Here is a 13,755-nt window from a genome sequence, read left to right as displayed (position 1 = left end):
GCCGCTGCTCGACGTCTTCGGCCGCGGGGGAGCGCTGAAGTCCTCCTGGTACGGCGACTGCCTGCCCAGCCGTGACTTCCCCATGCTCGTCTCCCTCTACCAGCAGGGACGGCTCGACCTGGACGCGTTCGTCACCGAGACGATCGCGCTCGAGGACGTCGAGGCGGCCTTCGAGAAGATGCACCACGGCGAGGTGCTGCGCTCCGTCGTGGTCCTGTGACCGGCATCCCCCTGATCATCTCGATCTCCGACGTGCGACGTACGACCTTCAGGAGCCACCAGTGAGCACCACGAGCCTGCCCCCGAGCCTGATGGCCACACTGCCGGGAGAGCACTACACCGATCCCGGGATTTTCGCGCAGGAGCAGAAGCACATCTTCGAGTCGATGTGGTTCTGCGCGGCCCGGGCCGCCGACCTGCCGAAGCCCGGATCGTTCAGGACCGTCCAGGTCGGCACCGAGAGCATCCTGATCACCAGGGCGCGGGACAACTCCATCCGCGCGTTCTACAACGTCTGCCGCCACCGCGGCGCCCGGGTCTGCACCGAGGAGTCCGGCGAGGTCAAGCGGGCCTTCCAGTGCCCGTACCACGCCTGGACGTACGACCTGGAGGGCAAGCTCATCGCGGCCCCCAACCTCACCAAGATGCCCGACCTCGACCGGGTCGAGTACGGCCTGGTCAACGTGGCGGTGCGGGAGTGGCTGGGCTACGTGTGGGTCTGCCTGGCCGACGAGCCGCCGTCGTTCGAGGACACCGTGCTCGGCGAGGTGCGCACGCGTCTCGGCGACGTGGCCTCCCTCGACAACTACGACGTCGCCAACCTGGCGCTCGGCCGCCGGATCGTGTACGACGTGAAGGCGAACTGGAAGCTCATCGTCGAGAACTTCATGGAGTGCTACCACTGCGCGACCATCCACCCCGAGCTGACCGAGGTGCTGCCGGAGTTCGCCGACGGCTACGCGGCGCAGTACTACGTGGGCCACGGCGCGCTGTTCGGCGAGGACGTCCGGGGGTTCACGGTCGACGGCTCCGAGGGGCTGGACCGGATCCCGACCATCAGCGAGGATCAGGACCGGCGCTACTACGCCATCACGATCAAGCCGCAGGTGTTCGTCAACATGGTGCCCGACCACGTGATCATCCACCGCATGTTCCCGCTCGCGGTGGACCGCACGGTGGTGGAGTGCGACTGGCTGTACCTGCCGGAGGTCGTCGCCGACGGCAAGGACATCAGCCGGTCGGTGGAGCTGTTCCACCGGGTCAACGAGCAGGACTTCGAGGCATGCGAGCGCACCCAGCCCTCGATGAGCTCCCGCACGTACGCCAAGGGCGGGGTGCTGGTGCCGAGCGAGCACCACATCGGCCTGTTCCATGATTGGGTGCGCGGCAAGCTCGGCGAGTGAGGTCGCCGGGCTCGATGAGGTTGGAGGAGATGCGGGGTGACGCGTAAGGCGCCTCGGGAGGACGTCGGAGACGAACGCCTGGAGATCGGCTCGCCCAAGACCTGGGCGGGCGGGGTCCCGGCGGTCGGCCACGCGCTCGGCACGGCATACCGGCAGATGGGCGCGGGGCGGACGATGCTGACCCTGCTGCGGGTCAACCAGAAGTCCGGCTTCGACTGCCCCGGGTGCGCCTGGCCGGAGGGCGAGGGCCATCGCAGCCCCGCCGAGTTCTGCGAGAACGGCGCGAAGGCGGTGGCCGAGGAGGCGACCGTCCGGCGGGTCACCCGCGACTTCTTCGCCGAGCACCCGGTGGACGAGCTGGCCCGGCGCAGCGACTACTGGCTGGGCCAGCAGGGCCGGCTCACCGAGCCGATGTACAAGCCGGCCGGTTCGGACCACTACGAGCCGATCTCGTGGGAGGACGCATTCGGCGTCGTCGCGCGCGAACTGCGCGCGCTCGACCACCCCGGCCAGGCCGTCTTCTACACCTCCGGCCGCACGTCGAACGAGGCCGCCTTCGCCTACCAGCTTCTCGTCCGCCGGTTCGGCACCAACAACCTGCCCGACTGCTCCAACATGTGCCACGAGTCGAGCGGCTCGGCGCTGACCGAGACGCTCGGCATCGGCAAGGGGACGGTGCTGCTGGAGGACCTGCACCGGGCCGACCTGATCTTCGTGGTCGGCCAGAACCCCGGCACCAACCATCCGCGCATGCTCACCGCCCTGGAGCGGGCGAAGCGGGGCGGCGCGCGGATCGTGGCGGTCAACCCGCTGCCGGAGGCCGGGCTGCTGCGGTTCCGGAATCCGCAGCGGCCCTCCGGCCTCGCCGGGACCGGGACGGCGCTGTCCGACCGCTTCCTGCAGATCCGCCTCGGCGGCGACCTGGCGCTGTTCCAGGCGCTGTCGCTGCTCCTGCTGGAGGCCGAGGACGCCGCGCCCGGCACCGTGGTGGACCGCGAGTTCGTCGAGGCGCACACGCACGGGTTCGACGCCTGGGAGAAGCACGTACGCGGGCTCGACTGGAGCGACGTGCTGGAGGCGACCGGGCTGACCCGCGCCGAGATCGAGGAGACGGCCCGCGACGTGCTGGCCGCCCGCTCGGTCGTGGTCTGCTGGGCGATGGGCCTCACCCAGCACCGCAAGTCGGTCCCGACGATCAGGGAGATCGTCAACTTCCTGCTGCTGCGCGGCAACGTCGGGCGTCCCGGCGCGGGCGTGTGTCCCGTACGCGGGCACTCCAACGTGCAGGGCGACCGGACGATGGGCATCTACGAGAAGCCCAGGCCGGAGTTCCTCGACGCGCTGGAGAAGGAGTTCGGCTTCCCGCCGCCGCGCGAGCACGGCCACGACACCGTGGAGGCCATCCGTGCCATGCGCGACGGGGACGCCCGGGTGTTCTTCGCCATGGGCGGCAACTTCGTCTCGGCGACGCCGGACACCGCCGCCACCGAGGCGGCCCTGCGCCGCTGCCGGCTGACCGTGCAGGTGTCGACAAAGCTGAACCGGTCGCACGCCGTGTGCGGCGAGCAGGCCCTCATCCTGCCCACGCTCGGCCGTACCGAGCGGGACGTCCAGGCAGGTGGCGAGCAGTTCGTCACGGTCGAGGACTCGATGGGCATGGTGCACGCCTCGCGCGGCCGGCTGCGCCCGGCGTCGGAGGCGCTGCTGTCGGAGGTGGCGATCGTGTGCCGGCTGGCCCGCGAGCTGCTCGGCGACGACCCGCACGTGCCGTGGGCCGAGTTCGAGGCCGGCTACGACGCGATCAGGGAGCGCATCGAGCGGGTGGTGCCCGGGTTCGGCGACTTCAACGCGCGGGTGCGCAGGCCGGGCGGCTTCGCGCTGCCGAACGCGCCGCGCGACGAGCGCCGCTTCCCCACGGCCACCGGCAAGGCGAACTTCACGGTGAACGCGCTGGAGGTGCTGCGGGTGCCGCGGGGCCGCCTCGTGCTGCAGACCATCCGCAGCCACGACCAGTACAACACCACGATCTACGGCCTGGACGACCGCTACCGCGGCGTCAAGAACGGGCGGCGGGTCATCTTCGTCCACCCCGACGACCTGGCCGAGCGCGGTCTCGCGGACGGCGACATGCTGGACATCATCAGCGAGTGGCCGGACGGCGAGCGCGTGGCCGAGGGGTTCCGGGCGGTCGCCTATCCGACGGCGCGGGGCTGCTGCGCGGCGTACTTCCCGGAGACCAACGTGCTGGTGCCCCTGGACTCGGTGGCGGAGACCTCGAACACGCCCACGTCCAAGAGCGTCGTCGTACGGCTGCGCCGTGCCATGGAAGGGGCCGTGGAAGGGGCCGCGGAAGGGGCGGCGGAGGGGACGGTCAGCCGCCGAGGCGGCGACTGATCTCCTCGGCTCCCTCGACCAGGACGGGTGCCAGTTCGCGCATGCGCTTCTCGCTGAACCGGTAGGCGGGCCCGGACGCGCTGATCGCCGCCACGACCTCTCCGCGGAAGGAGCGGACGGGGGCGGCGAGCGCGTTCAGGCCCACCTCCAGCTCCTCCAGGGACAGGGCGTAGCCGTGCTCGCGCACCTCCGCCAGCTCCCGTTCCAGGTCCTCGATCGAGGTCACCGTGCTCGGTGTGTAGCGCCGCAGGCCGGCCGCGCGCAGCAGGTCCGCGCGGCGCTGCCGCTCCACGTGCGCCAGCAGGACCTTGCCGCTCGACGTCGCGTGCAGGGGCGTGAGCTGGCCCACCCAGTTGTGGGCGGTGACGGCGGAGGGGCCGCGCACCTGGTCGAGGTTGACCGCGTAGTGCGAGCGCAGGACGGCGATGTTCACCGTCTCGCCGATCTCCTCGGCCAGCCGCTGGCAGACGGGCCTGCTCTGCTGGGTGACGTCCATCCGCATGGAGACGCTGCCGGCGAGACGGACGAGCCCGAAGCCGAGGCGGTACTTGCCGCGGTCCTCGGTCTGCTCGACGAGGCCGCGTGCCTCCAGGGCACCGAGCAGGCGGAACGCGGTCGACTTGTGGACCTCGATCTCGGCCGCGATCTCGGTGACTCCCGCCTCCCCGCGGCCGGCGAGGATCTCCATGATGCTGATCGCGCGATCGACGGACTGCACGCCGCCGCCGTTGGCGGCGGAGGCGTCGTTGCTCATGGCGAGACTGTAGCGCCTCACGCAACGCTGAGCCGGGGCGTCGTGGGATTCCCAGGGAGATCTTATGGTTCGTCCGACGCGAACCCGTCGGACCGCGAGCCGGTAATTGTCGGACGGGTTCGGCAGGATGGCTGCCATGGTCTCTTATCAGCTGGTCGTCGACTGTGCGGCACCCGAGCGGATGGCCCGGTTCTGGGCGGCCGCGCTGCGGTACACGGTGGAGCCGCCGCCGGGTGGGTTCGAGACATGGCGGGATTACTGGCGCACTGTCGGAGTGCCGGAAGACGAGCTGGGCGAGGGGGACGGCGGCGACAGCATCGTCGATCCCGAGGGGCACGGGCCGAGGATCTGGTTCCAGCAGGTGCCGGAGGGCAAGGTGGTCAAGAACCGGTTCCACCTTGATGTGAAGGTGGGCGGCAAGCGGGAGGACGTACCGCTGGAGACCCGGAAAGCGCGGGTGGACGCCGAGGTGGAGCGGCTTGTCCAGGCGGGGGCGTCGGTCGTGCGGGTGCTGTCGCAGCCCGGGATCGATCACTATGCGGTGGCGATGGTCGATCCCGAGGGCAACGAGTTCGACGTGGTCTAGTGCCGTTCGAGCGTGAGCAGGGGCGCGGGATCCGCCGGCGCCGGCGGATCCGCGGCCACGGCCCGTTCCAGGCGGCGGAAACCGTCATGGGGCGTCTCGGCCTGTGCGGGACGCTCGGCCGGGAAGACCCCGGCCGAGTGTCCCGAACGGACGCCGCGGTCCTGCTGAACGGTTTCGAGCGCGGTTCAGTTCAGGCGGGGGAGCGGATCAGTTCTTGGGCGCCAGGCAGAGAACGTATCCCGCCTTGCCCTCCTCGCCTTCCCAGAAAGTTTGGTCCGTTTTGGGATAGGCAGAGCAAATCTTTCCGTCATTGTCCGCGTCCCACTCCTGCTCGGTCTTGCCCTCGACGCGGCCTTCGACGGTGAGCGCCGCGGCGGGGTCGGTGCAGGAGACGACCTTGAGTTCGTCGGCCGTGGCGCCGGCCATGCAGTCGCCGGCCTTGGCGATCTCGGGAGCTCCGCTCAGCTGCTTGTAGGCGAAGCCGCCACCGGCGAGAACGGCGGCGCCGACGGCATAGGCGACGACGCGCTTGCCGAAGACCTTGCCCGCGCCTGCGGCCTTCTGGCCGAATGTCGAGGGCTCCTGGGGGGTTTCCGTCATTATCTGATCCTGTAGAGGGGTGACATATGGAGGTATGAACTTACAGTTGCCATGCACCCCAATTCATATGAATTGTTATTTTCCTGCCCATCGCCGTTCGAGTGGGACCCGGCCCGATGGCGACGGAGCTATTTCCCGTGCGGATCGGAGTCGTTGATCGTCGCGACGACCTGGTCGTAGTCGCCGCGCGCCTCGCCGTAGCGCAGGAACTTGACGCGTTCGACCTGGATCTCCGTGGCATCGGGCCGGGCCTCCAGGAGCGACATCACCTCCGCCACGAACTCATCCAGCGGCATCGCGGTCTCGTTGTCCTGCTGGCCCGGCAGCAGCGAGGTGCGGACGGACGGCGGTTCGAGTTCCACGACCTTCACGCCGGTGTCGGCGAGTTGCAGCCGGATCGACTCGCTCAGCATGTGGATCGCGGCCTTCGAGGCGTTGTAGCTGGGGGTGACCTTGAGCGGCGCGAACGCCAGGCCCGAGGAGACCGTCATGATCGTGGCGTCGGGCTGCGCCTGCAGGTGTTCGATGAACGCGGCGATGAGCCGGATCGGGCCGAGCACGTTGGTCGTCATGACGGACTCGGCGGAGGCCAGGAACGACTCGGGCCGGTGCCAGTCCTCGACGCGCATGATGCCGGCCATCGTGACCAGGACGTTGAGACCGGGGTGGTCGGTCAGCACCTGCTTCGCGGCGACCCGGATGCTTTCCGCGTCCGCCGTGTCGATCCGCACCGTGCCGATGCCGGGGTGCTCCGCGGCGATCCGCTCCAGCAGGTCGGTGCGCCGGCCGCCGACGATGACGGTGTTCCCCCTGTCGCGCAGCGCGATGGCGAGGGCGAGACCGATGCCGCTGGTCGCGCCGGGGATGAAGACGGTGTTTCCGGAGATCTGCATGAGTCCAGGCTGGCCGCCCGGCCGCCACGGGTGCAGAGACCGGTTATCGGGGGATCGGCGATCCCCCGATAACTCCGGAAGCCCCGGATGACGAACGGACATAATCGGATACATGGATCGTGCGACACTGGCGGACTTCCTGCGCCGGCACCGCGAGGCCCTGCGGCCGGAGGACGTCGGGCTTCCCGCCGGTGCGCGGCGCCGGGCCCCCGGGTTGCGGCGTGAGGAGGTGGCGGCCCTCGCCGTGATGTCGGCCGACTACTACACCCGTCTGGAGCAGCAGCGCGGCCCGCAGCCCAGCGTGCAGATGCTCGCCTCGCTCGCGCGGGCGCTGCGGCTGACGAACGACGAGTGCGACTACCTGTTCCGGATCGCCGGGCACAACCCGCCGGCTCCGATGCCGGGCGCGACGGATGTCGCGCCCGCGTTGCTGCGGGTGCTGGACCGTCTCGACGACACACCGGCGCTCATCCTGTCCGCCCTGGCCGAGACGCTGGTGCAGAACCGGATGGCCGAGGCGCTGTTCGGCGACAGGTCGGGCTACTCGGGGTTGGCCCGCAGCGAGATCTTCCGATGGTTCACCGACCCGGCGGAACGGCTGCGCTATCCCGAGGACGACCGCGACCGCCAGAGCCGTGCCTTGGTCGCGAATCTGCGTGCCGCCCACGGCTCGATGGGCGCGAAGTCGCGGGCGGGCGATCTCGTACGCGCTCTGCGGGAGGCGAGCGCCGAGTTCGCCGGGCTGTGGGAGCGGCACGAGGTGGCCAAGCGCTTCGAGGACCACAAGACGCTCATCCATCCCGAGCTCGGCCCGATCGAGCTGGACTGCCAGGTGCTGTTCACCGAGGACCAGTCGCAGGCGCTGCTCGTCCTCACCGCTCCTCCCCGCACGGAGGCGTACGAGAAGCTGCGGCTGCTCGCGACGCTGGGGCGGCAGCGCCTCGCCGAGACCGGGACCGATGCCGAGCCCGGCCGTGGCTCGACGCCGAGACCCCGCAGCCGGCCGGCCGGTGAGCCGGCGGCCTTCGGCCGACGAAAACGCCCGTAGGTCAGCGGAAGACGCGGCGGTCAGCGGAAGACGACGGTGCGGTCGCCGTTGAGGAGGACGCGGCTCTCGCTGTGCCAGCGCACCGCCCTGGCCAGCACCTGCGCCTCCACGTCGCGGCCCACGGTGACGAGCTCGCCGGGGTCGAGCGAGTGGTCCACGCGCGCCACGTCCTGCTCGATGATCGGTCCCTCGTCGAGGTCGGCCGTGACGTAATGCGCGGTGGCGCCGATGAGCTTCACGCCGCGCTCGTGGGCCTGGTGGTACGGCTTGGCGCCCTTGAACCCCGGCAGGAACGAGTGGTGGATGTTGATCGCGCGGCCCTCGAGCCGCTTGCACATGTCGTCGCTGAGGATCTGCATGTAGCGGGCGAGCACGATCAGGTCGGTGCCGAGGTCCTCGGCCAGGTCGAGGATGCGCTGCTCGGCCTCGGGCTTGGTGCCGGGAGTGACGGGCACGTGGTGGAACGGCACGCCGTAGAACTCGGCGAGCGGTTCGAGGTCCCGGTGGTTGGAGACGATGGCGGGGATCTCGACGTTCAGCGCGCCGACCCGCTGCCGGTAGAGCAGGTCGTTCACGCAGTGGCCGAACCTCGACACGAGCACGAGCGTCCTCGTCGGCGTCACGGCGTCCTTGATCTGCCAGTTCATCTGGAAGGAGTCGCCGACGTAGGAGAAGCCGCGGCGCAGCTCCTCGATGTCACCGCGGCCCTCGGGCACCCCGAAGTGGACCCGCATGAAGAAGTGGCCGTTCGTGCGGTCGTTGAACTCCTGGCTCTGCAGGATGTCGCCCGCGTGCTGGACGAGGAAGCCGCTCACCGCGTAGACGATCCCCGGCCGGTCCACGCAGGAGAACGTGAGGACGAACTCGCTACCCGGGCGAGCGGACATGGAGCCTCCTGAGTGCGTAATACGCAACATGGTGACGTATACGCAACAGAGTGACCGGATGTCCGGGACAGGTCAAGAGCCTTGTGCGTAATCTGCGTAGAGTTGTGTCATGAGCAACGGGCCGGGTGACGGTTCGGCGGTGCAGTCCGTCGACCGCGCACTCACCATCCTGAAGTTGCTCGCCCGGGACGGAGAACTCGGCGTCAGCGAGATGGCGGCCGTCCTCGGCGTGCACAGGTCCACCGCGTTCCGCCTGGTGGCGACGCTGGAGAGCCACGATCTGGTCGAGCAGGACAGCGACCGCGGCAGATACCGGCTCGGCGTGGGCCTGGTCAGGCTCGCCGGGGCGACCAGCGCACGGCTCGACCTGGTGCGTGAGAGCCGCGTCGTCACGCCGGCGCTCGCCCGCACGGTGGGGGAGACCGTGAACGTGGCCGTCCTGTCCGGCCGGGAGGCGCTGTACGTCGACCAGGTGGCCGGGCCGTCGGCGCTGCAACTGCACAACTGGGTGGGCCAGCGCATCCCGCTGCACGCGACGTCCAACGGCAAGGTGCTGCTCGCGTACGCCCCGGCCGCGTTGTGCGACGAGGTGGTCGCGGCGGGGCTGCCCGGCCTCGCCACGCGTACCGTCACCGATCCCGGGCTGCTGCGCGCGGAGCTGGCCGAGGTGCGCCGCCGGGGGTACGCGGCGGCGGTGGACGAACTGGAGGACGGTCTGAGCGCGGTCGCCGCGCCAGTCCGGGGTGCGGACGGTTCCGTCGTCGCCTCGCTCAGCGCGTCCGGCCCGACCTTCCGGATGCCCGAAAAGGCCATCCCCGCCGTAGCGGAGCAGGTCATGACGGCTGCCGACGAGGTATCCGCCCGAATGGGATGGTTTGGGTCGACAGTGTAAAAAAGGCGCACAAGCCTTGACTGTCCGCGAGTGTCGGGTCGATTCTGTTCCTCGATAAGCAAACAGGTGCGTAATACGCAACTAGTGCGCGCTTGCTTTGTCGTGGCGACCGGAAGGCACTGCCTGTGGCAGACCCCTACATCGGTGGCGCCTGCATCGACGCTGTCGCAGGCGGACGTCAAGGAGCGTGAGGTGTCATGACCGTATCCTCTGTGACCGAGCAGGAGAGTCCGGCGAGCGTGCCGGACGGCGACAGGCCCACGGTCCTCGACGTACGCGGCCTGTGGAAGGTCTTCGGGCAGCGCGCCGACCGCGTCGTCGGCACGCCGCTGGCGGAGCTCGACCGTGCGGAGCTGAAACGGACGAGCGGGTGCGTGGCCGCGGTGCGGGACGTCTCCTTCTCGGTGTGCCGGGGTGAGGTCTTCGTCGTCATGGGCCTGTCCGGCTCGGGCAAGTCCACGCTCGTACGGTGCCTGAACCGGCTGGTCGAGCCGACGGCGGGCGAGGTCCTGCTCGACGGCGAGGACGTGCTCGGCTACGCCGGCAAGCGCCTGCGCGAGCTGCGCCGCCACCGGTTCGGCATGGTGTTCCAGCACTTCGGCCTGCTGCCGCACCGCCGGGTCCTGGACAACGTGGCCTTCGGCCTGGAGATCAGGGGCGTGAAGAAGGCCGACCGCCTGGCCAGGGCCCAGGAGGTGCTCGAACTGGTGGGCCTCGCCGGGTTCGAGGGCTCCTACCCCGACCAGCTGTCCGGCGGCATGCAGCAGCGGGTCGGCCTGGCCCGCGCCCTCGCCGTGGACCCCGAGGTGCTGTTCTTCGACGAGCCGTTCTCCGCGCTCGACCCGCTGATCCGGCGTGAGATGCAGAACGAGGTCATCCGCCTGCACCACGAGGTGGGCAAGACGATGATCTTCATCACCCACGACCTCGGCGAGGCGCTCAAGCTGGGCGACCGCATCCTCATCATGCGGGACGGCGAACTCGTGCAGACGGGCACCCCGGACGAGGTGGTCGGCGCCCCCGCCGACGACTACGTGCGGGACTTCGTCAGCGACGTCCCCCGGTCCGACGTCCTCACGCTGCGCTGGATCATGCGCGACGCCGCCCCGGACGACCCCCTCGACGGACCGGAGCTGAGCCCGGACACCGTCATCCGTGACGCGGCGCGCACGGTCCTGTCCGCCGGGCGCCCGGTCAAGGTGGTGCGCGACGGCGAGCTGCTCGGCGTGGTCACCCCGGCGGAGGTGCTGGAAGTCATCGCCGGCGCGGGCGGGCAGAGCTAATGGTGGCCCTCAGCGTGCCGGTGACGCGCCGGTTCCTCTCACGTACGTACGTCACGGGCGCGGTCGTCGTCGCCTGGATCGTGCTGTGGGTGGTGCTGAACGGCCGTGACACCCTGCCGCTGGGCGGCGCGCAGCTGACGCCCCTGCACAACCGGCTCGGCGAGGCCGCCGACGCGATCGACGCGAACCGCAACAGCAACCCGCTGTTCCTCTACTTCGTCAACTACATCCGGCTCTTCCTCGACGCCGCGGTGACGTTCGTCCAGGCGCTGATCAGTCAGCCGTCCTTCGGCCGCCCCGTGCCGCTCGTCGGCTGGCTCGGGGTGACCGGCGTCGCCACCGCGATCGCCTACCTCTACGGCAACCGCAAGGTCGCCGTGCTGACGGCGGCCGGGTTCGCGTCGTTCGGCCTGCTCGGGCTGTGGGAGGAGAGCATGGACACGCTCGCCCTCACCCTGACGGCCGTCGCGCTGTCGCTCGCGGCCGGCATCCCGCTCGGGATCTGGGCCGGACTCAGCGACCGCTTCAACCGGGTCGTCACGCCGGTGCTGGACTTCATGCAGACCATGCCGACGTTCGTCTACCTGGCCCCGCTCACGCTCTTCTTCCTGATCGGGCCGGCCAGCGCCACCGTCGCCACGATGATCTACGCGGTCCCGCCCGCGATCCGGCTCACCGCCCACGGCATCAGGCAGACCCCGCCGGCCACGCTGGAGGCCGCCGACTCCCTCGGCGCCACCGGCGGCCAGGCGCTGCGCAAGGTGCGGCTGCCGCTGGCCAAGCGGACGATCGTGGTCGGGATCAACCAGACCATCATGGCCGCCCTGTCCATGGCGACGATCGCCGCGCTGATCGACGCGCCCGGCCTCGGCAAGACCGTGCTCAAGGCGCTGCAGACGCTCGACGTGGGCACCGCGTTCAACGCCGGGCTGGCCATCGTGATCATGGCGATCGTGCTCGACCGGGTGACCTCGGCCGCCGGCCGCCGGGTGGAGACCGCCGACCGCACCGGGCGTTCGGGCGGTGCACGGCTGCGCAGGGTGGAGACCGCGCTGACCGCGGCGGTGGCCGTCGTGCTCGTCTACCTCTCCTACACCTACGTCTGGGCCGCGGAGTTCCCCGGCGGGGCGGACCTCGGCTCGTACGTGCGGCGCGGCGCGGACGCCGCCAGCATGTGGGCGCAGGACACGCTGGTCACCTACACGAACGGGCTGAAGAACGTCATCACCTACGCCCTGCTCAACCCGTTCGAGGCGTTGCTCGCCCGGTCGCCCTGGTGGCTGGTCGCCGTGGTGGCGGTGGCCCTCGCGCTGCTGCTCGCGGGCGTGCGCGCGGCGATCACCGCCGCGGTGGGCTGCGCGCTGCTCGTCGCGCTCGGGTTGTGGCACGACAGCATGGTCACGCTGGCCACCACGCTGGTCGCGACCCTCCTCGTGATGGTCCTCGGGGTGATCCTCGGGGTGTGGATGGGGCGCAGCGACCGGGCCGACCGCGTGCTGCGGCCGGTGCTCGACGCCGGCCAGACCATGCCGGCGTTCGTCTACCTGGTGCCGATCCTCGGACTGTTCGGCGCCACCCGGTTCACCGCCATCATCGCGGCCGTCGTGTTCGCCGCGCCGGTGTCGGTGAAGCTGGTCGCCGAGGGCATCCGCGGGGTGCCGCACACCGCGGTGGAGGCGGCGACGGCCGGCGGCGCGAGCACCTGGCAGCTCATCTCCAAGGTGCAGCTGCCCATGGCCCGCGCCGGGATCACGCTCGCGGCCAGCCAGGGCCTCATCTACGTGCTGTCGATGGTCGTCGTCGGCGGCCTCGTCGGCGCCGGCGCGCTGGGATACGACGTCGTCGCCGGCTTCTCCCAGCACCAGTTGCGCGGCAAGGGCCTGGCCGCGGGGCTCGCGATCGTCGTACTCGGAATCATGCTCGACCGGATCATGCGGGCCGCCGCCTCGCGGGCCGGGAGCTCTCCGGCTTCCCGATGAACCTGTAACACCCCCACAGGAGGACCAACGTGGCAGTGACAAGGAACTATGGGCCGCGCGCGCTCGCGCTCGTGGCCGGCGCAGGCCTCCTGCTCTCCGGGTGCGGAGGCGCGAAGGTCGGGGAGACGCAGGCGGCATCCGACGGCAAGGGCGGCTGCGGCACCGTCAACCTGGCGATCAACCCGTGGGTCGGCTACGAGGCCAACGCCGCCGTGATCGCGTACGTGGCGGAGAAGGAACTGGGGTGCACGGTCGTCAAGAAGGACCTCAAGGAGGAGGTCGCCTGGCAGGGCTTCGGCACCGGCGAGGTGGACGCCGTCGTGGAGAACTGGGGTCACGACGACCTGAAGAAGAAGTACATCGACGAGCAGAAGACCGCCGTGTCGGCGGGCGTCACCGGAAACAAGGGCGTCATCGGCTGGTTCGTGCCGCCGTGGATGGCGGAGAAGTACCCCGACATCACCGACTGGAAGAACCTCAACAAGTACGCCGACCTGTTCAAGACGTCCGAGTCGGGCGGCAAGGGCCAGATGCTCGACGGCGACCCGTCCTTCGTCACCAACGACGAGGCGCTGGTCAAGAACCTCGACCTGAACTACAAGGTGGTCTACGCCGGCAGCGAGGCGGCCCTGATCACGGCCTTCCGTCAGGCGGAGAAGCAGAAGACGCCGCTGCTCGGCTACTTCTACGACCCGCAGTGGTTCATGTCCGAGGTCAAGCTGGTCAAGGTCAACCTGCCCGAGTACACCGAGGGCTGCGACGCCGACGCCGAGAAGGTGGCGTGCGACTACCCCGTCTACGACCTCGACAAGATCGTGAGCAAGAAGTTCGCCGACTCCGGCAGCCCGGCCTACCAGCTCGTCAAGAACTTCACCTGGACGAACGACGACCAGAACCTCGTGGCCAAGTACATCTCCGAGGACAAGATGTCCGCCGAGGACGCGGCCGCCAAGTGGGTCAAGGACAACCCCGACAAGGTGAAGGCCTGGCTGCCCCAGGGCTGATTCCGGCTTCTCCCGCTCGGCCGCTCCTGTCC

General features: G+C 70.0%; 12 protein-coding genes and 1 pseudogene. 9 read left to right on the top strand and 4 right to left on the bottom strand.

Features of this window, described 5'->3' with window-relative positions; translation table 11 throughout:
* The 3 genes and pseudogenes from AAH991_RS37800 to AAH991_RS37790 all read left to right on the top strand — a co-directional run.
* Positions 1–220: pseudogene (locus AAH991_RS37800) on the top strand (S-(hydroxymethyl)mycothiol dehydrogenase); the annotation flags it as partial.
* Between the two features lie 91 nt (positions 221–311).
* Entirely contained in the window at positions 312–1,403 is a 1,092-nt protein-coding gene (locus AAH991_RS37795; RefSeq protein WP_346230762.1) for an aromatic ring-hydroxylating oxygenase subunit alpha, read from the top strand.
* 36 nt (positions 1,404–1,439) lie between these two features.
* Positions 1,440–3,797 carry an FdhF/YdeP family oxidoreductase gene (locus AAH991_RS37790; RefSeq protein ID WP_346230760.1) on the top strand — a complete coding sequence of 786 codons (2,358 nt, stop codon included), beginning with the start codon at positions 1,440–1,442 and terminating at the stop codon, positions 3,795–3,797.
* Here AAH991_RS37790 and AAH991_RS37785 read toward each other — a convergent pair.
* Positions 3,775–4,551: an IclR family transcriptional regulator gene (locus AAH991_RS37785; protein WP_346230759.1), complete on the bottom strand. Its 777-nt coding sequence runs from the start codon at positions 4,549–4,551 to the stop codon at positions 3,775–3,777. The genes AAH991_RS37790 and AAH991_RS37785 overlap by 23 nt on opposite strands.
* A gap of 136 nt (positions 4,552–4,687) precedes the next feature.
* Here AAH991_RS37785 and AAH991_RS37780 point away from each other — a divergent pair, with 136 nt between their 5' ends.
* On the top strand, positions 4,688–5,137 hold the full coding sequence (locus AAH991_RS37780) for a VOC family protein (RefSeq protein WP_346230758.1): 450 nt from the start codon (positions 4,688–4,690) through the stop codon (positions 5,135–5,137).
* Positions 5,138–5,344: 207 nt separating this feature from the next.
* Here the strand turns inward: AAH991_RS37780 and AAH991_RS37775 are convergent, their stop codons facing one another.
* The gene (locus AAH991_RS37775; RefSeq protein ID WP_346230757.1) at positions 5,345–5,737 is read right to left on the bottom strand and encodes an LppU/SCO3897 family protein; all 393 of its coding nucleotides are present in this window, start codon (positions 5,735–5,737) and stop codon (positions 5,345–5,347) included.
* A gap of 128 nt (positions 5,738–5,865) precedes the next feature.
* Entirely contained in the window at positions 5,866–6,630 is a 765-nt protein-coding gene (locus tag AAH991_RS37770) for an SDR family oxidoreductase (RefSeq protein ID WP_346230756.1), read from the bottom strand.
* A gap of 112 nt (positions 6,631–6,742) precedes the next feature.
* Here AAH991_RS37770 and AAH991_RS37765 point away from each other — a divergent pair, with 112 nt between their 5' ends.
* Positions 6,743–7,678, top strand: coding sequence for a helix-turn-helix transcriptional regulator (locus tag AAH991_RS37765; protein ID WP_346230755.1), 936 nt, complete (start codon positions 6,743–6,745; stop codon positions 7,676–7,678).
* A gap of 20 nt (positions 7,679–7,698) precedes the next feature.
* Here the strand turns inward: AAH991_RS37765 and purU are convergent, their stop codons facing one another.
* Positions 7,699–8,565, bottom strand: a complete 867-nt coding sequence (gene purU / locus AAH991_RS37760; protein ID WP_346230754.1) for a formyltetrahydrofolate deformylase — start codon at positions 8,563–8,565, stop codon at positions 7,699–7,701.
* A 109-nt stretch (positions 8,566–8,674) separates the two neighbouring features.
* On the opposite strand from purU, the gene AAH991_RS37755 reads away from it, so the two are divergent.
* From AAH991_RS37755 to AAH991_RS37740, 4 genes are all read left to right on the top strand, one after another.
* Positions 8,675–9,457 carry an IclR family transcriptional regulator gene (locus AAH991_RS37755; RefSeq protein WP_346230753.1) on the top strand — a complete coding sequence of 261 codons (783 nt, stop codon included), beginning with the start codon at positions 8,675–8,677 and terminating at the stop codon, positions 9,455–9,457.
* Positions 9,458–9,654: 197 nt separating this feature from the next.
* Positions 9,655–10,740 (top strand): quaternary amine ABC transporter ATP-binding protein, encoded by a 1,086-nt coding sequence (locus AAH991_RS37750; protein WP_346230752.1) that lies wholly within the window; start codon positions 9,655–9,657, stop codon positions 10,738–10,740.
* 14 nt (positions 10,741–10,754) lie between these two features.
* Positions 10,755–12,719 carry an ABC transporter permease gene (locus AAH991_RS37745; RefSeq protein WP_346230751.1) on the top strand — a complete coding sequence of 655 codons (1,965 nt, stop codon included), beginning with the start codon at positions 10,755–10,757 and terminating at the stop codon, positions 12,717–12,719.
* A gap of 29 nt (positions 12,720–12,748) precedes the next feature.
* Positions 12,749–13,723 carry an ABC transporter substrate-binding protein gene (locus AAH991_RS37740; protein WP_346230750.1) on the top strand — a complete coding sequence of 325 codons (975 nt, stop codon included), beginning with the start codon at positions 12,749–12,751 and terminating at the stop codon, positions 13,721–13,723.
* Positions 13,724–13,755: the final 32 nt, after the last annotated feature.

This window comes from Microbispora sp. ZYX-F-249 (genome assembly GCF_039649665.1).
In the GTDB taxonomy this organism is placed as follows: Bacteria; Actinomycetota; Actinomycetes; order Streptosporangiales; family Streptosporangiaceae; genus Microbispora; species Microbispora maris.
Note: the sequence above shows the minus strand (reverse complement) of the source record. Positions and strands in the feature narration are given on the sequence as shown.